Origin of the sequence: Pseudothioclava arenosa, assembly GCF_002358085.1 — a bacterium.
GTDB lineage: Bacteria > Pseudomonadota > Alphaproteobacteria > Rhodobacterales > Rhodobacteraceae > Pseudothioclava > Pseudothioclava arenosa.
Genome location: NZ_NTJD01000002.1, coordinates 77002 through 100097 on the forward strand (window position 1 = coordinate 77002; position 23096 = coordinate 100097).

At 65.7% G+C, this 23096-nt stretch carries 25 protein-coding genes, 1 tRNA gene, 1 pseudogene and 1 riboswitch; of the genes and pseudogenes, 20 read left to right on the plus strand and 7 right to left on the minus strand.

What is annotated here, in order from left to right:
- The first annotated feature begins 2 nt into the window (after positions 1 to 2).
- The 3 genes from CLN94_RS02655 to CLN94_RS02665 are packed head-to-tail and all read left to right on the plus strand — an operon-like array spanning position 3 to position 3019.
- A complete protein-coding gene (locus tag CLN94_RS02655; protein ID WP_096430874.1) occupies positions 3 to 530 on the plus strand; it encodes a hypothetical protein in 528 nt (175 codons plus the stop codon).
- 3 nt (positions 531 to 533) lie between these two features.
- Positions 534 to 926 (plus strand): response regulator transcription factor, encoded by a 393-nt coding sequence (locus CLN94_RS02660; RefSeq protein ID WP_096430876.1) that lies wholly within the window; start codon positions 534 to 536, stop codon positions 924 to 926.
- Positions 926 to 3019, plus strand: coding sequence for a 3'-5' exonuclease (locus tag CLN94_RS02665; RefSeq protein ID WP_096430878.1), 2094 nt, complete (start codon positions 926 to 928; stop codon positions 3017 to 3019). The genes CLN94_RS02660 and CLN94_RS02665 overlap by 1 nt, the downstream gene beginning before the upstream one ends.
- A 54-nt stretch (positions 3020 to 3073) precedes the next feature.
- Here the strand turns inward: CLN94_RS02665 and arsC are convergent, their stop codons facing one another.
- From arsC to CLN94_RS02680, 3 genes are read right to left on the minus strand one after another with little or no spacing between them, the layout of a single operon-like run.
- On the minus strand, positions 3074 to 3415 hold the full coding sequence (gene arsC, locus CLN94_RS02670; RefSeq protein ID WP_096430880.1) for an arsenate reductase (glutaredoxin): 342 nt from the start codon (positions 3413 to 3415) through the stop codon (positions 3074 to 3076).
- Positions 3406 to 4464 (minus strand): quinone-dependent dihydroorotate dehydrogenase, encoded by a 1059-nt coding sequence (locus tag CLN94_RS02675; RefSeq protein ID WP_096430882.1) that lies wholly within the window; start codon positions 4462 to 4464, stop codon positions 3406 to 3408. The genes arsC and CLN94_RS02675 overlap by 10 nt, the downstream gene beginning before the upstream one ends.
- Positions 4461 to 4799 carry a DUF952 domain-containing protein gene (locus CLN94_RS02680; RefSeq protein WP_096430884.1) on the minus strand — a complete coding sequence of 113 codons (339 nt, stop codon included), beginning with the start codon at positions 4797 to 4799 and terminating at the stop codon, positions 4461 to 4463. Before CLN94_RS02680 ends, CLN94_RS02675 begins: the two co-directional genes overlap by 4 nt.
- Positions 4800 to 4983: 184 nt before the next feature.
- Here CLN94_RS02680 and CLN94_RS02685 point away from each other — a divergent pair, with 184 nt between their 5' ends.
- On the plus strand, positions 4984 to 6567 hold the full coding sequence (locus CLN94_RS02685) for a bifunctional metallophosphatase/5'-nucleotidase (protein WP_096430886.1): 1584 nt from the start codon (positions 4984 to 4986) through the stop codon (positions 6565 to 6567).
- 113 nt (positions 6568 to 6680) lie between these two features.
- Positions 6681 to 6754: transfer RNA gene (locus CLN94_RS02690), tRNA-Gly, on the plus strand.
- A 22-nt stretch (positions 6755 to 6776) separates the two neighbouring features.
- Here CLN94_RS02690 and CLN94_RS02695 read toward each other — a convergent pair.
- The 4 genes from CLN94_RS02695 to CLN94_RS02705 all read right to left on the minus strand — a co-directional run bounded on the left by CLN94_RS02695 (position 6777) and on the right by CLN94_RS02705 (position 8625).
- Positions 6777 to 7229 (minus strand): hypothetical protein, encoded by a 453-nt coding sequence (locus CLN94_RS02695; protein WP_096430888.1) that lies wholly within the window; start codon positions 7227 to 7229, stop codon positions 6777 to 6779.
- Positions 7230 to 7286: 57 nt separating this feature from the next.
- On the minus strand, positions 7287 to 7436 hold the full coding sequence (gene hemP, locus CLN94_RS02700; protein WP_096430890.1) for a hemin uptake protein HemP: 150 nt from the start codon (positions 7434 to 7436) through the stop codon (positions 7287 to 7289).
- A complete protein-coding gene (locus CLN94_RS13900) occupies positions 7433 to 7591 on the minus strand; it encodes a hypothetical protein (protein ID WP_179300210.1) in 159 nt (52 codons plus the stop codon). Before CLN94_RS13900 ends, hemP begins: the two co-directional genes overlap by 4 nt.
- 164 nt (positions 7592 to 7755) lie before the next feature.
- Entirely contained in the window at positions 7756 to 8625 is an 870-nt protein-coding gene (locus tag CLN94_RS02705; protein WP_096430892.1) for a hypothetical protein, read from the minus strand.
- Positions 8626 to 8770: 145 nt separating this feature from the next.
- On the opposite strand from CLN94_RS02705, the gene miaB reads away from it, so the two are divergent.
- From miaB to CLN94_RS02780, 15 genes and pseudogenes are all read left to right on the plus strand, one after another.
- Complete coding sequence (gene miaB / locus CLN94_RS02710) at positions 8771 to 10099, plus strand: tRNA (N6-isopentenyl adenosine(37)-C2)-methylthiotransferase MiaB (protein ID WP_096430894.1); 1329 nt, start codon at positions 8771 to 8773, stop codon at positions 10097 to 10099.
- Positions 10100 to 10297: 198 nt separating this feature from the next.
- Positions 10298 to 11308: a PhoH family protein gene (locus tag CLN94_RS02715; protein WP_245845046.1), complete on the plus strand. Its 1011-nt coding sequence runs from the start codon at positions 10298 to 10300 to the stop codon at positions 11306 to 11308.
- Between the two features lie 177 nt (positions 11309 to 11485).
- Complete coding sequence (gene ybeY, locus CLN94_RS02720) at positions 11486 to 11986, plus strand: rRNA maturation RNase YbeY (protein WP_096431437.1); 501 nt, start codon at positions 11486 to 11488, stop codon at positions 11984 to 11986.
- 33 nt (positions 11987 to 12019) lie between these two features.
- The gene (locus tag CLN94_RS02725) at positions 12020 to 12925 is read left to right on the plus strand and encodes a hemolysin family protein (protein WP_096430898.1); all 906 of its coding nucleotides are present in this window, start codon (positions 12020 to 12022) and stop codon (positions 12923 to 12925) included.
- On the plus strand, positions 12926 to 14500 hold the full coding sequence (gene lnt / locus CLN94_RS02730; RefSeq protein ID WP_096430900.1) for an apolipoprotein N-acyltransferase: 1575 nt from the start codon (positions 12926 to 12928) through the stop codon (positions 14498 to 14500).
- Between the two features lie 11 nt (positions 14501 to 14511).
- A riboswitch (SAM-SAH riboswitch) is annotated at positions 14512 to 14560 on the plus strand.
- Positions 14561 to 14567: 7 nt separating this feature from the next.
- Entirely contained in the window at positions 14568 to 15734 is a 1167-nt protein-coding gene (metK, locus tag CLN94_RS02735) for a methionine adenosyltransferase (RefSeq protein ID WP_096430902.1), read from the plus strand.
- A gap of 189 nt (positions 15735 to 15923) precedes the next feature.
- Positions 15924 to 16370, plus strand: a complete 447-nt coding sequence (locus tag CLN94_RS02740; RefSeq protein ID WP_245845048.1) for a DMT family transporter — start codon at positions 15924 to 15926, stop codon at positions 16368 to 16370.
- A 43-nt stretch (positions 16371 to 16413) separates the two neighbouring features.
- The gene (trmB, locus tag CLN94_RS02745; protein WP_096430904.1) at positions 16414 to 17172 is read left to right on the plus strand and encodes a tRNA (guanine(46)-N(7))-methyltransferase TrmB; all 759 of its coding nucleotides are present in this window, start codon (positions 16414 to 16416) and stop codon (positions 17170 to 17172) included.
- Between the two features lie 98 nt (positions 17173 to 17270).
- Positions 17271 to 18620, plus strand: coding sequence for a 3-phosphoshikimate 1-carboxyvinyltransferase (aroA, locus tag CLN94_RS02750; RefSeq protein WP_096430906.1), 1350 nt, complete (start codon positions 17271 to 17273; stop codon positions 18618 to 18620).
- Positions 18617 to 19006 (plus strand): GFA family protein, encoded by a 390-nt coding sequence (locus CLN94_RS02755; protein WP_096430908.1) that lies wholly within the window; start codon positions 18617 to 18619, stop codon positions 19004 to 19006. Before aroA ends, CLN94_RS02755 begins: the two co-directional genes overlap by 4 nt.
- Positions 19003 to 19599: a (d)CMP kinase gene (locus tag CLN94_RS02760; protein ID WP_096430910.1), complete on the plus strand. Its 597-nt coding sequence runs from the start codon at positions 19003 to 19005 to the stop codon at positions 19597 to 19599. The genes CLN94_RS02755 and CLN94_RS02760 overlap by 4 nt, the downstream gene beginning before the upstream one ends.
- Positions 19600 to 19793: 194 nt before the next feature.
- Positions 19794 to 21473, plus strand: coding sequence for a 30S ribosomal protein S1 (rpsA, locus tag CLN94_RS02765; protein WP_096431441.1), 1680 nt, complete (start codon positions 19794 to 19796; stop codon positions 21471 to 21473).
- Positions 21474 to 21703: 230 nt separating this feature from the next.
- A pseudogene (gene ihfB / locus CLN94_RS02770) lies at positions 21704 to 22030 on the plus strand (integration host factor subunit beta); the annotation flags it as partial.
- 1 nt (position 22031) lies between these two features.
- Positions 22032 to 22388, plus strand: coding sequence for a LapA family protein (locus CLN94_RS02775; RefSeq protein WP_096430914.1), 357 nt, complete (start codon positions 22032 to 22034; stop codon positions 22386 to 22388).
- Between the two features lies 1 nt (position 22389).
- Positions 22390 to 23067 carry a phosphoribosylanthranilate isomerase gene (locus CLN94_RS02780; RefSeq protein WP_096430916.1) on the plus strand — a complete coding sequence of 226 codons (678 nt, stop codon included), beginning with the start codon at positions 22390 to 22392 and terminating at the stop codon, positions 23065 to 23067.
- The last annotated feature ends 29 nt before the right edge of the window (positions 23068 to 23096 follow it).

Here is a 23096-nt window from a genome sequence, read left to right on the forward strand (position 1 = left end):
GAATGCTGAACGACTTTATGACGATGCTGGCGGGCGGCGCCTTTGCGGCGCTGACGATCTACGCGCTGCGCCATGCGCTGCGCAAATGGGCCGGCATCGAGATGGCGAAATGGGTGATGCCGGCCTGCGCGGGGGCAGCGATGCTCGCGGTGACGATCTGGCAGGAATACAACTGGTATCCGACCATGCGCGCGGGGCTGCATGAGGGTGTCGAGGTGGTGCTGACCGGCGAGGAAAGCTCGTGGTGGCGCCCCTGGACCTATCTCGTGCCGATCACCACCCGGCTGATGGCGATGGATACGAACCGGCTCAAACGCCACGGCGATGTCGTGGAGGGGGAGCTTTTGCTGGCGCAGCGCTGGCAGCTTGGCGTCAAGGCGGTGCCGGTTGCCTATGATTGTGCCGCACATGCCCGTGCCGACCTTCTGGACGGCGCGGTCATTAGCGAGGAGGGGCAGCTGGTCGGAGGAAGCTGGCTGCCGATTGATCCGCAGGACCGCGGGCTGAACGTGGCGTGCAACGGAGGATAAAGCATGGCTGTCGGGGGGAGGAAACAGCGCGTTCTGATCGTGGAGGACGAGGATAATATCGCCATCGCCCTCGACTATCTGATGACGCGCGAAGGCTACGAGCATGAGCGGATCGCGTCCGGCGCCGAGGCGCTCGACCGGATCCGATCGCTCAAGCCGGATCTGGTGCTCCTCGATGTCATGCTACCCGAGGTTTCGGGCTATGAAATCTGTCAGAATGTGCGTTCCGACGAGAGCCTCGCGGATGTGCGCATCCTGATGATGACCGCGCGCGGCTCGGCGATGGAGCGGCGCAAGGGGCTTGCGCTCGGGGCCGACGGGTTCATCGCAAAACCCTTCGAGCTCAAGGAGTTGCGCGAGGAGGTGCACCGCATTCTCGACAAGGAGGGTGCGTGATGAACCTTTCTCGTCTGAGCTTGCGGGTCCGGGTTTTCCTGTTTTTCGCGGCGCTCGCGGCGGGAAACGTCATCGCCCTGATCACCGGCCTGTTCTTCGGCTACGAACGCCTTGGCGACCCGAGCGTGCGCGACGCGATGATCATCGGCGGCGTGATCGCCGGGATGGCCATTCTCGGGTCGCTGGCCGGGGTCTGGTATCTGTTTGACGAAAACGTCTCGAAGCCGATCGAGCGGCTCGCCGGGTTCCTGCGCACGCGCACCCATGCTGAGGTCGAGGGCGAACTTGATGCCGATCTGGCGCGCCACCTTGGCGATCTCGCGCCCGCCGCGCAGGCGATGACCGCGCATCTGCGCGAAACCCGCCAGGCGCTGACCGAGGCCGTCCAGCGTGAAACCTCGCGGCTGTCCTCCGAGAAAGAGCGCCTTGAGGCGCTGCTGTGCGACGTGCCCGTTGGCGTTCTGCTATGTACGCCCGACCATCAGCTTGCGTTCTACAACGGGCAGGCGGTTGACCTGCTGGGCGCGGGCCATGCGCCGGGGCTGGATCGGCGCGTCTTCGACTATCTGCACGAACCGCCCGTCGCCCATGCCTATGAACGCCTGATCCAGACCGAAGACCCCGACGCGGCATCGGACCTGCTCTGCGCCACGATCGCGGACGGCAAGGTGCTGGCCGCGCGGATGCGGCTTTTGTCCGAGGGCGAGGATCACCACCTGTCGAAACGTCCGGGCTATGTGCTGACGCTGCGCGACGTGTCGGGCGACATGCGCGCCCATGCGCAGCGCGAGCAACTGATGGACGAGCTGTTCGACCGCATCCGTCGCCCCTCGGCGGCGCTGCAATCGCTGACCGGGGTGCTGACCGACGATGACGGCCCGACGGGGGCCGCGCGCGACAAGGTGCGCTCCGCCGCCCGGACCGAGGCGCGCCAACTGGCCGAGGCGATCCACACCCTGTTCGAGCGCCACGAAGCGAACCGCGCCGACTGGTGGCCGCTGGCGATGATCCGGGCCTCGGACCTTGGCGATGCCGTGCAGGCGCGGATCGAGGCCGAAGGCGGGACCATCGCGCTCGATGTCGCGCCACTGATGCTGCGCTGCGAGGGCTTCGAAACGGTCGCGCTTCTGTCGCATCTGAGCACCCGGCTCGGCCCCTGTGCCGATCTGACGCTGGGTGTCCATGAGGATGGCGCCGGGGCGCTGATCACGCTGAGCTGGAGCGGCGCGCCGGTCCCGATCGCGGCGCTGGAAGGCTGGCTCGAAGAGCCGCTGGATATCGGCCTTGAGGGCATGACCGGGCGGCGCGTGCTGATCAGCCACGCCTCCGAGCTTTGGCCCGAAACCCTGCCTGGCGGGCGGGCGCGGTTGTGTCTGCCGCTGCGCGAGGCGCGTTGGGAAACCGCGCGCCCGGCGCCGGTGCCGCGCGCGGTGGTCTATGACTTCGAGCTGCTGGGTAAGGCGCGCGAGGCCGAGATTGCCGCGACGCCCTTGGAAAACCTGACCTATGTCGTTTTCGACACCGAGACCACGGGGCTCCTGCCGACCGAGGGCGACGAGATCGTGCAGATCGCGGCGGTGCGGATCGTCAACGGGCGGCGCGTGCATACCGAGGTCTTCGACACGCTGGTCAATCCGGGTCGCAAGATCCCGCAGGCCTCGACCGCGGTGCATGGGATTTCCGACGCGATGGTCGAAGGCGCCCCCGATATTGCCGAAGTCGGTCGCAAGTTCCATAAATTCGTCGAAGGCGCGGTTCTGGTGGCCCATAACGCGCCCTTCGACATGGAATTCCTGCGCCGCAAAGAGCTGCTGATCGGGCAGAATTTCGACAATCCGGTTCTGGATACCGTGCTCTTGTCGGCGGTGGTCTTTGGCCAGTCCGAAAGCCATTCGCTGGACTCGCTGACGCATCGGCTGGGCATTACCATCCCCGAAGAGGCGCGCCACACCGCGATCGGGGATACGGTCGCGACGGCGGATGCCTTCCTGAAGCTGCTGCCGGCGCTGAAGGCGCGCGGGCTGAACAGCTTTGGCGAGGTGGTGGCCGAGGTGCGCAAGCACGGGAGGCTGATCAAGGACCTGAACGGCTGAGCAAGGCCGGGGGCGCTGCCCCCGGACCCCCGGCGTATTTCGGCCAAGAAGAAGTTACAGGAGGTCGAGGACCGCCTCCGGCGGACGGCCGAGGCGTGCGGCGCTGTCGCTCAGCACCAGCGGGCGCTCGATCAGGCGCGGATTGGCGGCGAGCGCGTCGAGGATCGCGGCCTCGGGTGCGTCCTTGGTCAGGCCTTCGGGGCGGTCTTTTTCTTTCCAGCGCAGGAGATCGGCGGCGGGGCGGCCGAGCAGCGCCAGCGCGGCTTCAAGCTCCGCGCGCGAGGGCGCGTCTTCCAGATAGAGCCGCACCTTGGGCGTAGCGCCCTGAGCCTCGATCAGCGCCAGCGTCTCGCGCGATTTCGAGCAGCGCGGGTTGTGCCAGATCGTCAGAGCCATTCGCCCCTCCCGCTGCCGACGGCCTCCGCGACCGAGGCGAACCCATCGCGCTGGAGCAGACGATCGAGCCCGCGCGCGACCTCGCCGGCGAGCGAAAGGCCCTGATAGACCATCGCGCTGTAGATCTGTACGGCCGAGGCGCCCGCGCGGATTTTCTGATAGGCCTGTTCGGCCGAGGAAATCCCGCCAACGCCGATCAACGGCAGTTTGCCGTCGGTCAGTTGCGAAAGCCGGGCGAGGACATGCGTGGACTTTTCAAACAATGGCGCGCCGGAAAGGCCGCCAGCCTCGCCACGATGAGCAGATTTCAAACCCTCGCGCGAGAGTGTGGTGTTGGTGGCAATCACCCCGTCGATGCCGGAGGTGAGCGCGACTTCGGCAATCTCGGCCAGCTCGTCAGCCGAGAGATCGGGCGCGATTTTCAGGAAAACAGGGATCTGCCGTGCAAGCCCGGCACGGGTTTCGATGACGCCCGCCAGGAGGGCCTCAAGCGCGGCCCGCCCTTGCAGGTCGCGCAGCTTCTCGGTGTTGGGCGAGGAGACGTTGACGGTCGCGAAATCGACATGCGGGCCGGCATGGGCGAGCACGCGGGCGAAATCGGCGGCGCGGTCGGTGCTGTCCTTGTTGGCGCCGAGGTTGAGCCCGACCGGAATGCCTTTGGGGCGTTGCGCCAGCCGCGCGGTGATCGCCTCCATGCCCTCATTGTTGAAGCCGAAGCGGTTGATGACGGCGCGGTCTTCGCTCAGGCGAAAGAGCCGCGGCTTCGGGTTGCCGGGTTGCGGGCGCGGGGTGGCGGCGCCGATCTCGATGAAACCGAACCCCGCCCGCATCAGCGCACCGACGGCCTCTGCGTTCTTGTCGAAACCGGCGGCAAGGCCGACCGGGTTGGGCAGCGCCATCCCCGCCAGATCCGTCGCCAGACGCGGCGTGGAAACCGGGCCGGGCAGGGGCACCAGCCCCGCCTTCAGCGCCTTGATCGCCCAGCCGTGGGCAGCCTCGGGGTCGAGGCGATGCATCAGCGCAAGGCCCGCGCGTTCGGCGAGGTTCATAGCAGGTCCTCCGGGAAAATATGGCCCGCGGCGCCAAGCGGCAGGGATTTGTCCCAGACCACCTCGGCCAGTTCGAGCGGGCGATAGAGATGCGGGAAGAGCGCGCCGCCGCGCGACACTTCCCATTTCAGCGCAGCCCCGAGCGCATCGGACGAGAACGCCACCAGCACCAGGTCGGATTGCCCGGTAAAATGCTTGGCAGCGGTCTCGACGACCTGCTGGGCGGTGGAGAAATGGATGAACCCGTCGGCCAGATCGACCGGCGCGCCGAGCGTCCGGCCTGCGGCCTTGAAAGCATCCCATTCGGGGCGGCGGAAAATCTTGTAGATCAGCATGGGGCAGAAATGGCGGATGCCTGCGAAATGGTCAATCCCGCTCAAGAGTGCCGCGCAATCGGCGGAGTGTCGCGCGCGGTGGCAGTTGTCCATGTGGCTGACGATGCGGCAGGCGATTCAATTTTTGACAGATTGGTCAAATGTGGCCCAGAGTGTCTGCACTTGGACAACTCGGAGGGAACCCATGTCTGCTCGTCTTCTCGCCTCGGCCGCGATCATCGCGCTTTCGGCGGGCGCGGCTCAGGCCGATTACACGTTGCACGTTTTGCACATCAACGATCTGCACAGCCGGATCGAGCCGATCAACAAGTACAACTCCAGCTGTTCGGCCGAGGATGATGCCGAGGGCAAATGCTTTGGCGGCATCGCGCGGGTCGCGACCAAGATCAACGAGCTGCGCGAGGCGATCAAGGCCGAGGGCGGCAATGTGATCGTGCTCGATGCGGGCGACCAGTTCCAGGGCTCGCTGTTCTACACGACCTACAAGGGCGCCGACACGGCCGAGTTCATGAACCAGATCGGCTTCGATGCGATGGCGGTCGGCAACCATGAATTCGACGATGGCCCCGAGGCGCTGGCGGCGTTTCTCGACAAGATCAGCTTCCCGATGGTGTCGGGCAACCTCGATCTGTCGCAGTCGAACCTGCTGAACGGGCGGGTCTCCGATTCGCTGGTGCTTGAGGTTGGCGGCGAAAAGATCGGCATCGTCTCGGCGCTGGCGACGGATACGGCGGAGACCTCGTCGCCGGGGCCGGCGGTGATTTTCCAGGATGAGGCCGATGCGCTGGCCGCCGATGTCGCCGCGCTGGAGGCCGAGGGCGTCACCAAGATCATCGCGCTGACCCATGTCGGCGTCGTCAAGGATCAGGCGCTGGCGGCGGCGGTTCCGGGGCTCGATGCGGTCGTGGGCGGGCATTCGCACACGCTGTTCTCGAACACCGAGGAAGGCGCGATGGCCTATCCGACGATGGCGGGCGGCGTGCCGGTGGTCTCGGCCTATGCCTATTCGAAATATGTCGGCCATCTGGAGCTGACCTTCGACGATGCGGGTGTGCTGAAAGAGGCCAAGGGCGATACCGTCCTGCTCGATGCCTCGGTTGCGCCCGATGCCGCGATTGCCGCGCGCGTGGCCGAACTGGCCGGGCCGCTCGACGAGGTGCGCCAGAAGGTCGTGGCCGAGGCCGCTGCCGAGATCGACGGCGACCGTGGCAATTGCCGCGCCAAGGAATGTGCGATGGGCAACCTCGTGGCTGACGCGATGCTGGACCGGGTCAAGGATCAGGGCGTGACCATCGCGATCCAGAACGGCGGCGGTCTGCGCGCCTCGATTGACGCTGGCCCGGTGACCATGGGCGAGGTCTATACCGTGCTGCCGTTCCAGAACACGCTCGCGACCTTCCAGGCCAAGGGCTCGACGATCGTCGCGGCGCTGGAAAACGGCGCCAGCCAGCTTGAGGAGGGCGCGGGCCGCTTTACCCAGGTTGCCGGGCTGAAATACACGCTCGATCCCGCGCAGCCGCCGGGGATGCGTATCTCGGAGGTGATGGTGCTGGCGGGTGATGCCTGGGCGCCGATCGACCCCGAGGCGGTCTATGGCGTGGTCACTAACGACTACGTGCGCAAGGGCGGCGACGGCTACAAGATGTTCGATGCCGAGGGCATGAACGCCTATGACTACGGCCCGGACCTCGCCGAGGTGACGGCGGATTACCTCGCGGCCATGGGCCCTTACACGCCCTATCTGGATGGCCGCATCACGGTGAAATAAGCCGGTGATCCAAGGATGCGAAAGGGGGCCGCGCGGCCCCTTTTCTTTTGCCGGGGATTTGACCGCGCGTTCTTGCAACCGTCCCGCGCATTGGCTAATCAGGGCGCAGAGCGGCGGGTATGGTGTAGTGGTAGCGCCTCAGCCTTCCAAGCTGATGGGGCGGGTTCGATTCCCGCTACCCGCTCCAGTTTCCCCGATTACCCGCGGATTTACTCGGTATGGCGCCAGCTGTGGCTGTCCGCGTCCCAGACCTGCGCGCGCACGCAAGGCGCGAGGTTGATCCCGCCGCATTCCGAGCCGTGGATCTGTGTCAGCAGCACGCGGAACGGGCCGAGATCGGCGACGTCCCAGCCCTTGGTGAGGATCGGGGTGACGGTCTCGCCGACGAGGAAATAAGCCATGCAACCGCCGGTGCCGCAATAGAAACTATGGGCCGAACTGCAGCTGAAAAAGCGGCTGTAGAGCACCCAGTCGGGCGCGCCGTCGCCATCCAGATCGACCCGGCTCACCGCGCCGTCCTCCAGCGTGAATTGCCCCGCTTCGAAGCCCGCGCAATCGGCGCGCGCCCGGTCGAGTTCTGCGGCCAGAGGGGCGGGTAACTCTTGCGCGGCAAGGGGGGCGGCAGCGATCACGGCGGCTGCAAGGGCGAAGAACAGGCGCATCAAACTTCCTCGTTTAATGCGCCCAGTATAACGCCTTCGCGCAACTTCGGGGATGGTTTATTTCGTCAGGATCAGCTTGCCCTGACGGGTGATGCGCAAGGTGTAGACCTGCCCGTTATGCAGGATATTCGCCAGATTGCCGCCGTCGCAGAGGGCTTCGGCCTGATGGGCAGGCAGGGCGTTGAGGAAATTCGGGGAAATCGTCATTTCTGCCTCTCCAGACGGTCCAGAAAGAATTCGACGCCCGCGCCGTTGGCGGGCAGCGCGCCGCACAGCGCCTCGACGATATCGCCAAGGCTTAGCGGCGGGTCCGAGGGATGCGCCGAGCGGCGCGGCGGATGAGAGGGGATCGGGCGTCTCATTCTGGTGCTCTCCTGATCTGATCCAAGCGGTCATCCCTGAATGACTCGCGACGGCATTATCTGAGCAAAAGAATCAGGATTTGTAAAGGGTGATAAAAATACTCGGAAATATAGGGACAGCAAACCGCCGCCTCAACGTCGCTCCGGGCGCGCGGATCAGTGGCTCAGAACCACTGCCCCGGCTCCATCAGGCCGAGATCCATCAGTTGTTGAGAATTCCATCCGAAGGGCACCGAATTGTGCCACATGAAGCTCTGGATTTCATGGCTCGATCCGGGGTTGCGCTTGAGCGCCTTGGCGACCCGGAACGAGGCGACGACCGCGGTCAGGTTATGGTGCCACGGGCAGGAATAGGTGTTGTATTCCTCGTCGCTGAAGGTGTGATCGGGGCGCAGGCGCAGCCCCGGCTTGGCCCGAAACAACGAGATCCGGTCGATCTTGCGCCGGTCCACGGGCACATGCTCTTCAAAGCGCCAGCGCAGCCCGCCGTAGAAATCCAGTTGCCGGTCCTTGGGGTGGTAATGATTCGCAGCATCTTCGCGCGCCAGTGCGAAATAGCCCGAGCGGTCGAGCATCGCATCGCTCAGGTCGACCGCGTTCGGCGTCTGCGCGAGGTTCGGCGCGTAGAGGTCGATGACATAGGTCAGCATCGCGTCGCGCCGCTCTTCGGTGTGGAAGGCCAGCAGCTCGCGCACGTTGCGGGTCTCGCAGAACGGGAAGAACAGGTATTCCGCGTTGAAGCAGTAATAGAGCCAGGCGCCGGGCGCGGCCTCGATCACCGAGTTCACGGCGGATTGCACTGCGCCGGGGCGACGGGTGTCGAAGAGGATATGGTGAACGGTTTCCGTGAAATCCTCGGGCAGGGGGATTTCGCGCGGGGCGAAGAACAGCACCGTGCGGAACCCCGCGCGAAGGTGATGATCCAGCGTCGAGGCGATCTCGACCGGGTCTTCGGCGAAGATCATCGCCACCGGGCCGGGCGTCAGCAGGTCTTTGTGAAGGCGAAGGAAATCGTCGAGCGACGGATGTTGCATCTGGCCCCGAAGCTCCGGTCGGCTGGTCTGGCAGTGGCGCGCAGGATGGGCAAAGCCGCGCCTGAATGCAAGTCGCCCGTGCGCGGGCAGTTGCGGGAGGGGGGCGTTTTGCTCTATCAGGCGGGCCATTGCAAAGGGGGCCGGAATGTCGGACGCGCCGAAGAAGCTGCATATCAAGACCTATGGCTGTCAGATGAACGTCTATGACAGCGAGCGCATGGCCGAGGCCATGGGCGCCAAGGGCTATGTGCTGACCGACAACCCCGCCGAGGCTGACATGGTGTTGCTGAACACCTGCCACATTCGCGAGAAAGCCGCCGAAAAGGTCTATTCCGATCTGGGCCGCCTCAAGCCCTTCAAGGATGAAAAACCCGATCTCAAGATCGGCGTCGCGGGCTGCGTGGCGCAGGCCGAGGGCGCCGAGATCATGCGCCGGATGCCGCTGGTCGATCTGGTGGTGGGCTCGCAGAATTACCACCGCCTGCCCGAGATGGTCGAAGCGACCGACCGCGGCGAGCGCCCCGTCGACACCGAATTCCCGACCGAGGACAAGTTCGACCTCTTGCCGCAGCGCCCGCTCTCGGCGCGCCCGACGGCGTTTCTGACGGTGCAGGAAGGCTGCGACAAGTTCTGCGCCTTCTGCGTCGTGCCCTACACGCGCGGCGCGGAAATCTCGCGCCCGGTTTCCAAGGTGCTGACCGAGGCGCAGAAGCTCGTCGATCGCGGCGTGCGCGAGATCACTCTTTTGGGCCAGAACGTCAACGGCTATCACGGCGCGGGCGAGGGCGGTGACTGGGGCCTCGGGCGGCTGGTGCGCGCGCTGGCGAAAATCGACGGGCTGGAGCGCATCCGCTACACCACCTCGCATCCCAATGACATGGCCGAAGACCTGCTCGAGGCCCATGCCGAAGAGCCCAAGCTGATGCCCTATCTGCATCTGCCGGTGCAATCGGGCTCGGACCGGATTTTGAAGGCGATGAACCGCAAGCACACCGTCGAGGCCTATCTGCGCCTCGTCGAGCGGATTCGTGCGGCGCGGCCCGACATGGTGCTCTCGAGCGATTTCATCGTCGGCTTCCCCGGCGAGACCGATCAGGATTTCGAAGACACGATGGCGCTGATCCGGGCGGTGAATTACGGCGCGGCCTTCAGCTTCAAATATTCGGCGCGCCCGGGCACGCCCGCCGCTGATCGCAGCGATCAGGTCGCGGCCGAGGTCGCCGACGCGCGGCTGCAGGCGTTGCAGGCGCTGATCACCGAGCAACAGCGCGCCACCCAGGCCGGCATGGTCGGGCGCGAGGTCGGCGTGCTTTTCGAAAAGCCGGGCCGCCTGCCGGGGCAATGGGTCGGCAAGTCGGATTACCTGCAGGCCGTCCATGTCGCCGCCGAAGGGCTGGCGCCGGGCGTTCTGGCGCGGGTGCGGATCACCGCTTCGGGCCCGAACTCGCTTGCCGGCGAGCTGATCGGCGCCTGAAACGGGGTGCCGCAAGGGCCTGCTCGTCGCGCATTTGCCTAAAATTTCATCCTGGACCTTGTGCGGCGTTTTGCGCGGCCCATTTTGTAATCAGCAGATGAAATTTTGCGGGACGGCCCGGAAAGGCAAAACCAATGCTTGCGTGAATGGGGGTCTCAAGGCACCATATCTGTGTCAACCTCTGCCAAGGAGACGTCATTGGGCTTTAGTGCGATCACTCCCCCGCCCCGTTCTCAGGACGCGCATGAGACGCTGCTTGAGTTTCCCGACAACCGGCTGCTGATCGATCTTTGCGGCGAATTTGACCGCAACCTCGCCCAGATAGAGCACAAGCTCGGCGTCCATATCCTCAGGCGTGGCAACCAGCTCGCCGTGGTCGGCACGCCCGACGCGCAGCTGCAGGCCGCAGGGCTCCTGCACCACCTCTATCAGCGTCTCGAACAGGGCAAGCCGATCGACGGCGAAGAGATCGACGCCGCGCTGCGCATGGCCGATTTCGGCACCGCCGGCGCCGGGATGGACGAGCAGCTCGAGATGTTCGCGGCTGGCCAATACGAGATCCGCACCCGCAAAAAACAGGTCGAGCCCCGTACCGAGGCGCAAAAGGCCTATGTCAAGCACCTGTTCCAGCACGAGCTGGCCTTCGGCATCGGCCCGGCCGGTACCGGCAAGACCTATCTCGCCGTCGCCGTTGGTGTGACCATGCTGATCGGCGGCCATGTCGACAAGATCATCCTCTCGCGCCCCGCGGTCGAGGCGGGCGAGCGGCTGGGCTTCCTGCCCGGCGACATGAAGGACAAGGTCGACCCCTACATGCAGCCGCTCTATGATGCGCTGAACGACTTCCTGCCCTCGAAACAGCTCGCCAAGCTGATGGAGGAGAAACGCATCGAGATCGCGCCGCTCGCCTTCATGCGCGGACGCACGCTGTCCTCGGCCTTCGTCGTGCTCGACGAAGCGCAGAACGCGACCACCATGCAGATGAAGATGTTCCTGACGCGCCTCGGCCAGGGCTCGCGCATGGTGATCACGGGCGACCGCAGCCAGGTCGACCTGCCGCGCGGCATGCCTTCGGGTCTCGCCGATGCCGAGCGCATCCTCGGCGGCGTCGATGGTATCTCGTTCAACTATTTCACCGCCAAGGACGTGGTGCGCCACCCGATGGTCGCCAAGATCATCGAAGCCTACGACAAGTCCGAGGACGCCTGAGCAGAGGGGCGCTGCCCCTCTTCGCCTCGCGGCGAATTCACCCCGGGATATTTCCGGCAAAATGAAGGGGGAACCTGCTTTCATTTTGCTTCAAATATCCCGGGGGAGAGGCCGCAGGCCGAGGGGGCAGCGCCCCCTTTTCTTTTTCCCGTTTCGGCGCTAGGGCGGCGCATGGATATGCAGATCGACATCGATATCGAGGACAAGCGCTGGGACGCGCTGGGGTTCGAGGATCTCTGCGCGCGCGCTGCGGCTGCGGTGGCGGCGGAATTCGGGCTCGATCCGGAGCTGTGCGAGCTGTCGGTGCTGGGCTGCGATGATGCGCGCATCGCCGAGTTGAACGCCGAGTTTCGGGGCAAACCCTCGCCGACCAATGTGCTGAGCTGGCCCGCCGAAGAGCGTGGCGCCGCCGCGCCGGGGCAGGCGCCCGCGCCGCCCGAGACCGATATTTTCGGCGCGATCACGCTGGGCGATCTGGCGATTGCTTACGAAACCTGTGCGCGCGAGGCCGCGGAACAGGAGAAATCCGAGGCCGATCACGTCATGCATCTTTTGGTGCATGGGCTTCTGCATCTGTTGGGTTATGATCACATTTCCGAGGAAGATGCGGTTTTGATGGAAGGAATCGAAATTCGCATCCTTGATCGGATGGGGATTGTTAACCCATATGAGCAATGATGCCGGCTCGGCAGTTTGTTTTGGAAAGGGTCTATGGGACAAGTCGCTGACGGAGGATCCTCCGCCAACGCGCCCGCTTCGTCGGAAGACGCGGGCGAGAGTTCGTCTGAAGCCGCCTCGCGCGGGTTCTTTGGCAGGATATTGGATGCGTTCGCCGGGCCTGAACCCGCGCCGGACGAGCCCGAGCGCCCGGCGCTGACCGCGCCAGCCGCGCCTGCGCCGCTGCCCGGCATGGGCAATCTGCGCAAGATGCGTGTGGGCGATGTTGCCATCCCCAAGGTCGAGATTGTCGCCGTCCCCGCCGACATCACCCGCGACGCGCTGGTCGAGGTGTTCCGCGAGCATGGCTATTCGCGCCTGCCGGTGTTCAAGGATACGCTCGATACGCCGCTGGGGCTTGTGCACCTCAAGGATCTGGCGCTCGAACATGGTTTCGGTAAGTCGGGGGTCGGGCGGTTCTCGGTGCGCAAGCTGTTGCGTCCGTTGCTTTACGTGCCCGCCTCGATGCCGATCGGTGTGCTGCTGCAAAAGATGCAGGTCCAGCGCATCCACATGGCTCTGGTGATCGACGAATATGGCGGCGTTGACGGGCTGGTCACGCTCGAGGACCTGATCGAGCAGGTGATCGGCGAGATCGAGGACGAGCATGACGAGGCCGAGGGCCGGTTCTGGACGCAGGAAAAGCCCGGCCAATGGGTTGTGCAGGCGCGCGCCCCACTGGGCGAGTTCGAAACCGAGATCGGCCTGAAGCTTGCCCGCCCCGAAGAGGATGACGAGATCGACTCGCTCGGCGGGCTGGTCTTCATGCAGGTGGGCCGGGTGCCCTCGCGCGGCGAGGTGATCGTGGCCGAGAATGGCGTGGAATACGAGGTGATCGACGCCGACCCGCGCCGGATCAAGCGCCTGCGCGTGCGCCTGCCGGGTGTGGCGGCGGAATAGATGCCGCGCGCCCTTCGCCTGTTTCGCGCGCCCCTTCGGCCCGGCTGGCTTTGGCTGTTGGCGGCCATGGCGCTGGGCGCGGGTGTGGCGCTGGGACAGGCGCCCTTCGGGCTCTGGCCGGTGGCGGCGCTGGCGCTGGCGGGGGTGATCGGCCTGGCCGCGCGCCCGGGCTGCGCCGGTTCGGCCGCCTGGATCGGCTTTGCCGCGGGCTTTGGCTATGCGCTGGCCGCGATGCACTGGATCGTCGAGCCTTTCTTTGTCGAAGCCGAGATCTATGGCTGGATGGCGCCTTTCGCGCTGGTGCTGATGGCGGCGGGAATGGGGCTGTTCTGGGCCTTGGCGACGGGTGCGGGGGCGGCGCTGGCCGGGCCGGGGGCGCCTCGGCCCTGGGGCGTGGCGCTCGGCTTTGCGGCCTCGGACGCGCTCCGATCCTATGTGTTTACCGGCTTTCCCTGGGTGCTTTTGGGCCATGTCTGGCTGGACAGTCCTGTCGCGCAGGTGGGCGCCCTGATCGGCCCGATCGGGCTGTCGCTGTTGACGACATTCCTGGCGGCGGGGCTGGTTGCGGGCCTGCGCGCACTGGCCGCGCGCCGCTGGGCGGGGCTGCTGGTGCCGCTGGTGCTGATTGCCGGGACGAGCGGGCTTGGGCTCTGGGGGCAGGCACAACTGGCCGTACCCGTGCCCGTGCGCGAAACCCCGGTGCGTCTGCGCCTGATCCAACCGAATGCAGCGCAGCACCTGAAATGGCAGGCCGATTACGCGCGCGAATTCTTTCTGCGACACCTTGACCTGACGGGGCAGCTGCCGCTGGGCGGTGCGCGCCGGCCCGACCTGATCCTTTGGCCCGAAACCGCGGTGCCCTTCCTGCTGGAAGACGCGGGCGTGGGCCTTGAGATGATTGCCGAGGCTGCGGGCGGGCGCTCGGTCGTGCTGGGCATCCAGCGCGGCGAGGGGCGGCGGTTCTATAACTCGCTCGCGGTGATCGCGCCTGATGCGCAGGTCACGGCGGTTTACGACAAGACCCATCTCGTGCCCTTCGGCGAATACATTCCCTTTGGCGATCTGGCCGCGCGTCTCGGTATTTCCGCCTTCGCCGCGCAAGAGGGTAACGGCTATACGGCGGGGGCGGGCGAGACGCTGCTGGACCTTGGGCCCTTGGGCCGGGTCGTGCCGCTGATCTGCTATGAGGCCGTGTTCCCGCAGGATATCCGCGCGGTGGCGGGGCGGGCGGACTGGCTGTTGCAGATCACCAATGACGCGTGGTTCGGGCAGGGCTCGGGGCCGCGCCAGCATCTGGCGCAGGCGCGGATGCGCGCGATCGAGCAGGGCCTGCCGCTGGCGCGCGCGGCCAATACCGGAATCTCGGCGCTTATCGACGCGCGTGGGCGCATTGTCGAACAGATCGCCTTGGGCGAGATCGGTTGGGTCGATGCCGACCTGCCGGGCAGCCTGCCGGCCACTGTTTACGCGCGCCGGGGGGATTGGCCGGTCTTTGCGCTGATTGTTGCGCTTGGGCTCGTGGTTTCTACCCTGCGGCGAAAATACCGCGTTGACCGGCAGGGCAAGCCCAGCTAGGCAAGACCATCGAACCGTCACAACGGCTTCCTGGCGTGACGGGGATTCATCAATGGAGCACCTCCCAATGACCCGACAGAATTATATCTTCACTTCCGAGTCCGTTTCGGAAGGGCACCCCGACAAGGTCTGTGACCGGATTTCGGATGCGGTGCTTGACGCCTTCCTGGCCGAAGAACCCAATGCCCGCGTCGCCTGCGAGACCTTCGCGACCACCAATCAGGTCGTCGTCGGCGGCGAGGTCGGGTTGAGCGACAAGACCCGGCTCGCCGACTTCATGACCAAGATCGACGGCATCGTCCGCGAGTGCGTCAAGGATATCGGCTATGAGCAGGACAAGTTCCACTGGGCGACGCTGAACTTCGCCAATTACCTGCACCCGCAATCCGCCCATATCAGCCAGGGCGTCGACAAGGATGGGGCGGGCGATCAGGGTATCATGTTCGGCTATGCGACCGACGAGACGCCCGAGCTGATGCCCGCGCCGATCCAGTACAGCCACGCGATCCTGCGCCGCCTCGCCGAGGTGCGCAAATCCGGGCAGGAGCCGACGCTCGGCCCCGACGCGAAATCGCAGCTTTCGGTGCGCTACGAGGGCGGCAAGCCGGTCGGCGTCAGCTCGATCGTGCTCTCGACGCAGCACATGTACGAAAGCCAGACCTCGGACGACATCCGCGCCATCGTCGAGCCCTATATCCGCGAGGTTCTGCCCGAGGGCTGGATCACCGAGGCGACCGAATGGTGGGTCAACCCGACCGGCACTTTCGTGATCGGGGGGCCCGATGGTGACGCGGGCCTGACCGGGCGCAAGATCATCGTCGACACCTATGGCGGCGCTGCGCCGCATGGGGGCGGGGCGTTCTCGGGCAAGGACCCGACCAAGGTCGACCGCTCGGCCGCCTATGCCGCGCGCTATCTGGCGAAGAACGTGGTCGCTGCGGGTCTGGCGCAGAAATGCCTGATCCAGGTGTCCTACGCGATCGGTGTGGCCAAGCCGCTGTCGATCTATGCCGATACCTATGGCACGGGCCAGGTGCCGGATGAAGAGATCGAGCGCATTGTCGGTGAGTGCATGGACCTGACCCCGCGCGGCATCCGCACGCATCTGGACCTCTGCCGCCCGATCTACGCGCGCACCGCCGCCTATGGCCATTTCGGCCGCGCCCCCGAGGCCGATGGCGGCTTCAGCTGGGAAAAGACCGACCTGACCGAGGCGCTGAAGAAGGCGCTCTGAGATCGGGTCACGATGGATTTCGGGAAAGGCGGGCTTTGGGCCCGCCTTTTTCATTGGCCCGGGCGGGGGGCTCTGCCCCCCGGGCCGCGCGGGCGCGGCCTCCCCCCGGAGTATTTCCGGCTCGATGAAAGGGGTTGTGGCCGCCGCGCGGCGCGGGCAGGCTGCGCGCAGGGAGTGAGGGAGACGATCATGGGCGAGAGCATGCGGTATGCGATGGTGATGCTGGCGGCGGGGATCGGCATTCCGATTCTTGCGGCGCTGAACGCGCAATTGGGCGCGCGCATCGGATCGCCCGTCGTCGCGGCGGTGGTGCTGTTTTGTGTGGCGCTGACCGGGGCGGTGGTGGCGATGATGCTGACGCAGGGGCCTTTGGCCTTCCGCCACGTGCCCGCGCAGCCGCGTTATCTGTTTCTCGCCGGGCTGCTGGTGTGTTTCTACGTGCTCTCGATCACCTGGGTTGCGCCCAAATTCGGCGTCGGCAATGCGGTGTTCTTCGTGCTGATGGGGCAGATGATTTCGGCGGCCCTGATCGACCAGTTCGGGCTGTTTGGGGCGATCCAGCGCCCGATCAGCGTGATGCGCGCGGCGGGGCTTGGCTCGATGGCGCTGGGGCTGATGCTGATCCTCAAGGCCTGAGACGGCTTGACCGGCGCGCGGGGCGGCGTTAGGTGCGCGCCCCATGAGTGACACGCCCAAAACCCCCGATCACCCCGAGCGCGGCTGGCGCAATTTCTATGGCCGCCGCCATGGGAAGACGCTCAATCAGGCGCAGAAGGATTATCTGACCGAGGATCTGGCGGCGCTCTCGCCGGGCAAGGTTCGCTGGGAGGAGAACCCCACGCGTGTGCCCCTCGACATGGCCGCGCGGTTTCATGGCAAGCCGGTCTGGCTGGAGGTCGGCTTCGGCGGTGGTGAGCATATGGTCCACATGGCCGAGACCTATCCGGGTGTCGAGATCATCGGTTGCGAGCCCTTCATCAACGGTGTCGCGATGCTTCTGGGCAAGATCCGGCGGCTTGAGGTGCAGAACGTCGCGGTGCATCCGGGCGATGCGCGCGACCTGCTCGATGTGCTGCCGGAAGCCAGCCTTGAAAAGGCCTTTCTGCTCTACCCCGACCCCTGGCCGAAAAAGCGCCACCACCGCCGCCGGTTCGTGACACAAGAGCACCTTGCGCCGCTGTTTCGCGCGCTGAAACCGGGGGCTGAATTTCGCATCGCGACCGACATTCCCGATTACGTGCGCCAGGCGGTTGAAGAGGTGCCGCAGGCTGGCTTCGTGCCCGAATTCGAGGTGCCCGCGGGCTTCGACCCTGCCGCCCCCGCCGAGGTGCCGGGCGACTGGGACGCGCCCTGGGATGACTGGATCTCGACGCGCTACGAACAAAAGGCGCTGCGCGAGGGCCGCAAGCCGCATTACCTGACCTATCGCCGCCCCTGAGGGGGGCGCGGCGGGAAAATCGCGCCGTCGCCCCGCCTGCCGATTGCCGCCCCCGCCCCCTTGCGCTAACAGGGGCCAAGGCTTTGAGGGAGGCACGCATGTCCGGCCATGGCGATCCGATTTTGATGAAATCCCGCAAGGGCGGCCCGCTCTCGGGTGTGGCCGAGGTGCCCGGCGACAAGTCGATCAGCCATCGCGCGCTGATCCTTGGCGCACTTTCGGTCGGCCAGACCGAGGTGACGGGGCTCCTGGAAGGGCAGGACGTTCTGGATACCGCCAAGGCGATGGAGGCCTTTGGCGCCACCGTGAAACGGCTTGGCCCGGGGCACTGGACGGTGGATGGCGTGGGCGTCGGCGGCTTTGCCGAGCCCGAGCAGGTCATCGACTGCGGCAATTCGGGCACCGGCGTGCGGCTGATCATGGGCTGCATGGCCAGTTCTCCGATCTCGGCCACGTTTACCGGCGACGCGAGCCTGCGCAAGCGCCCGATGGGCCGTGTGACTGACCCGATCGCGCTGTTCGGTGCGCGCGCCTATGGCCGCAAGGGCGGCCGTCTTCCGATGACCATCGTGGGTGCCGCCGATCCGGTGCCGGTCAGCTACGTGACGCCGATGGCCTCGGCGCAGGTGAAATCGGCGGTTCTGCTGGCGGGGCTGAACGCGCCCGGCCAGACCGTGGTGATCGAAAAGACCCCCACGCGCGACCATACCGAGCGGATGCTGCGTGGCTTTGGCGCCGAGATTACCACCGAGGACACCCCCGAGGGCCACAAGATCACCCTGCAAGGCCAGCCCGAGCTCAGGGCGCAAAAGGTCGCCGTGCCGCGCGACCCGAGCTCGGCGGCATTCCCGGTTTGCGCGGCCCTTCTGGTGCCGGGCTCCGATATCCTCGTGCCGGGCGTCAGTCAGAACCCGACGCGCAACGGGCTGTTCCTGACGCTGCGCGACATGGGCGCCGATATCGAATTCCTGAACGAACGGACCGAGGGCGGCGAGCCCGTGGCCGACCTGCGCGTCCGCTATTCGGAGCTGCACGGCATCGAGGTGCCGCCCGAGCGCGCCGCCGCGCAGATCGACGAATACCCGGTGCTTTCGGTTGTCGCCGCCTGCGCCACCGGCACCACGGTGATGCGCGGTGTGCATGAGCTGCGGGTGAAGGAAAGCGACCGGATCGACGCGATGGCGCGCGGGCTTGAGGCCTGCGGTGTGCGCATCGAGGAAGATGAAGACACGCTGATCGTCCACGGCATGGGCCCCGGCAACGTGCCCGGCGGCGCGACCTGCCAGACCCATATCGACCACCGCATCGCGATGAGCTTCCTCGTGCTGGGGCTGGCCAGCCAGAAACCGGTCGCGGTCGATGACGGCTCGCCGATCGCCACCTCCTTCCCGGTGTTCGAGGCGCTGATGGCGGGGCTTGGCGCCCAGATCGAGCGGACCGGGGCATGACCACCGGGCGCTGCCTCTGTGGCGGGGTGCAGTACCGCGTCGAGGCGCCGCTGGAGCCGGTGACGGCCTGTCATTGCAGCCAGTGCCGCCGCCAGACCGGCCATTACGCGGCCTCGGCGCGCACCGAAATGGCGGCGCTGCGGATCGAGGGCGAGCTGCGTTGGTTTCAGTCCTCACCACAAGCGCGGCGCGGCTTCTGCCCGGTCTGCGGCTCCTATCTGTTCTGGCAGGAGGGCGATGCCGTCTGGGTCACGGCGGGCACGCTTGATCCGCCGACGGGTCTGCGGCTCAGTCATCATATTTTCGCCGCCGACAAGGGCGATTACTATGAGATCACCGACGGGCTGCCCTGCTACGCCCGCTACAGTGACGGAGAGGCGCTATGAAATTCACCGTGGCCATCGACGGGCCGGCAGCCGCCGGCAAGGGCACGATCTCGCGCCAGATCGCGGCGCGGTTCGGCTTTGCGCATCTCGATACCGGGCTGATCTATCGTGCGGTGGGGGCGAAAGTGGCCGAAGGGATGACGCCCGAGGCGGCAGCCGAGGGGCTCGTGCCCGAGGATCTGGAGCGCGGCGATCTGCGCTCGCTCGAAGCGGGGCAGGCGGCCTCGAAAGTCGCCGCGATCCCGGCGGTGCGCGCGGCTTTGGTTGAGTTTCAGCGCCGCTTTGCCCGCCAGGACGGCGGCGCGGTGCTCGACGGGCGCGACATCGGCACGGTGATCTGCCCCGGCGCCGAGGTGAAGCTCTTTGTGACCGCGAGCCCCGAGGTGCGCGCCCATCGCCGCTGGCTGGAAGTGGGTGGCGACGCCTCGCAGGTGCTGGCCGAGGTCAAGGAACGCGACGATCGCGACATGAACCGCGCCGATGCGCCCCTGCGCCCGGCTGCGGATGCGGTGACGATCGACACCTCCGAAATGACGATCGACGCGGCGGTGGATGCCGCCTGCGCCGAGGTGCTACGCCACCAGCGCGGCTAAGCGGCGCGGGCAGGGCGGTTTTGCGCCCGTGCGCCCCCGATCCCCAATAAATGCTTGTGAAGGGGCGGATTCGGGCCTATACGGCGCGGGTCCGAAAGGGCAGGCGCGAGTCTGCCCTGTTTGGACTTATTCAACGAAAGACCGGCGGAGCCAACCGCATGGCCAGCGAAACAGAAGTAAAGGAACTGATCTGCATGTGCGCTAAAGCGACTATGGAAGAATTCGAGGCCCTTCTGAACGAAGCCCTCGAGATCGACACCCCCCAGGAGGGCGCGGTTGTCAAAGGCAAGGTCATCGCCATCGAGGCGGGCCAGGCCATCATCGACGTCGGCTACAAGATGGAAGGCCGCGTTGACCTGAAAGAATTCTCGAACCCGGGCGAGGCCCCCTCGATCGCCATCGGCGACGAAGTGGAAGTCTACCTCGACCGCGTTGAAAACGCCCGTGGCGAAGCCGTCATCTCGCGCGAGAAAGCTCGCCGCGAAGAGGCCTGGGATCGCCTGGAGAAAGCCTACGCCGCGGAAGAGCGCGTCGATGGCGCCATCTTCGGCCGCGTCAAAGGCGGCTTCACCGTCGATCTGGGCGGCGCTGTTGCGTTCCTGCCCGGCTCGCAGGTCGATGTGCGCCCCGTGCGCGACGCCGGCCCGCTGATGGGTCTCAAGCAGCCGTTCCAGATCCTGAAAATGGATCGTCGTCGCGGCAACATCGTGGTTTCGCGTCGCGCGATCCTCGAAGAATCGCGTGCCGAACAGCGCGCCGAAGTCATCTCGAAACTGGCCGAAGGCCAGATCGTCGATGGCGTGGTCAAGAACATCACCGAATACGGTGCGTTCGTTGATCTGGGCGGCGTCGACGGCCTGCTGCACGTCACCGACATGGCGTGGCGCCGCGTGAACCACCCGTCCGAGATCCTCTCGATCGGCGAGACCGTGAAGGTCCAGGTCGTGAAGATCAACAAGGACACCCACCGCATCTCGCTGGGCATGAAGCAGCTCCAGAACGATCCGTGGGATTCGGTGGAAACCAAGTTCCCGATCGGTTCGGTCCACAAGGGCCGCGTGACCAACATCACCGACTACGGCGCATTCGTCGAACTCGAAGCCGGTGTCGAAGGCCTGGTCCACGTGTCCGAAATGTCCTGGACCAAGAAAAACGTGCACCCCGGCAAGATCGTTTCGACCTCGCAGGAAGTCGACGTCATGGTCCTCGAGATCGACACCGCGAAGCGTCGCGTGTCGCTCGGCCTCAAGCAGTGCATGCGCAACCCGTGGGAAGTGTTCGCTGAAACCCACCCGGTCGGCACTGTCATCGAAGGCGAAGTCAAGAATATCACCGAATTCGGTCTGTTCATCGGCCTCGACAACGACATCGACGGCATGGTCCACCTGTCGGACCTGTCGTGGGAACAGCGCGGCGAAGACGCGATCCAGAACTACCGCAAAGGCGACATGGTCAAGGCCGCTGTCACCGAAGTGGACGTCGAGAAAGAGCGTATCTCGCTCTCGATCAAGGCTCTGGACGCCGACACCTTCTCGGACGCGGTTGACGGCGTGAAGCGCGGTTCGGTGATCACCGTGACCGTGACCGCGATCGAAGACGGCGGCATCGAGGTCGAATACAACGGCATGAAGTCCTTCATCCGCCGTTCGGACCTCGCGCGCGACCGCGCCGACCAGCGCCCCGAGCGCTTCCAGGTCGGTGACCACGTCGACGTCCGCGTCGTCAACGTCGACTCGAAAACCCGCAAGCTGGGCGTGTCGATCAAGGCGCGTGAGATCGCCGAAGAGAAAGAAGCCGTGGAACAGTACGGCTCGTCGGACTCGGGTGCTTCGCTGGGCGACATCCTCGGCGCGGCCCTCAAGGGCGACAAGTAATCTGACCTTAGGTCAGTGACCGACCCCGCCCCTCGCAAGAGGGGCGGGGTTTTCTTTTGCCGATTCGTTATGCTGCAGTTGCAGTGCCGGCCCGGTAAGAGGGCAATCGCGGTTTTGGGGCGTTCAGAAAGGCGAAGGCCGATGAAAACCACACGAAATTGCGACCGTTTTCCAAGCCTTTGACTTTGAGCAAAGCGGATTCTTCCGTATAGTCGAAGAAAGAAAAAGAAACCCGGTCCTGCCAGCCGAGGCCCTTGGGGGGGGAAACGATGATCCGATCCGAGTTGATCGCGAAGATTTCCGAGGAGAACCCGCATCTGTTTCAGCGGGATGTCGAGAAGATCGTGAATACGATCTTCGAAGAGATCGTGTCGGCGCTTGCGCGCGGCGACCGGGTCGAGTTGCGCGGTTTTGGCGCCTTCTCGGTCAAGCGACGTGACGCACGCACCGGGCGCAACCCGCGCACCGGCGAAGCGGTGGACGTCGATGAAAAGCACGTGCCCTTCTTCAAGACCGGCAAACTCCTCCGGGATCGGCTGAACGGCGAAGAGAGCTGAGATGTTCCGACTACTGCGACTGTTGTTCCTCGGCGTGATCGCCGTGGTTCTCATCACCATTGCCATGGCGAACCGCGCCTGGGTCACGCTTTCGGTGCTGCCCGAGGAAATCGGCCAGCATCTGGGGCTAAACTGGTCGCTTGAGGTGCCGCTGTTTGCGGCGATCTTCGCGGGCGTCCTCTTGGGCCTGTTGATCGGCTTCGTCTGGGAGTGGATGCGCGAATACAAGATCCGCACGACCGCGACCAAGGCGACGCGCCGCGCGCATTATCTTGAGAAGGAAGTGGATCGTCTCAAGACCTCGAAAGAGGGCCCGAAAGACGAGATCCTCGCCCTGATCGAGCCGCCGGCGAAGTAAGATGGTCACCGTTGCGATCGACCGGAACCGCCCCGCGGGCGGTGTCCGCGTGAAAATCTGCGGGCTGCGCGAGCCCGCGCATCTGGCTGTCGCCGCCGAGGCAGGTGCGGCCTATGCGGGTTTCGTGTTCTTTCCCAAAAGCCCCCGCCACCTGAGCCTTGCCGAAGCCCGCGCGCTGGCGCTGGCCGCGCCCGTCGGGCTGGCCAAGGTGGCGCTTGTGGTGAATGCCTCGGACGCCGATCTGGACGCGATCCTGGCCGAAGTGCCGATCGACATGGTCCAGCTGCATGGCGCCGAAACGCCCGCCCGCGTGGCCGAGATTCGCGCGCGCACTGGCCTGCCCGTGATGAAGGCGGTGGGCGTTGCCGAAGCTTCGGATCTGCCCGCGCTGGCCGAGTATGAGGCGGTGGCCGACCAGATCCTGGTCGATGCGAAGGCGCCGAAAGGGGCCGATCTGCCGGGTGGCAACGGGCTGGCCTTCGACTGGCGGCTGATTGCCGGGCGCGAATGGGCGCGGCCCTGGATGCTGGCGGGCGGGCTCACGCCCGGGAACGTCGCCGAGGCGGTGCGCCTCACCGGCGCTTGGCAGGTCGATGTCAGCTCGGGCGTGGAAAGCGCACCCGGCCAGAAAGACCCCGCCCTGATCCGCGCCTTCATCGCCGCCGCGCAAAGCGCCTGATCCGCAGGGTTCCCTTCGCGCGCAAAGCG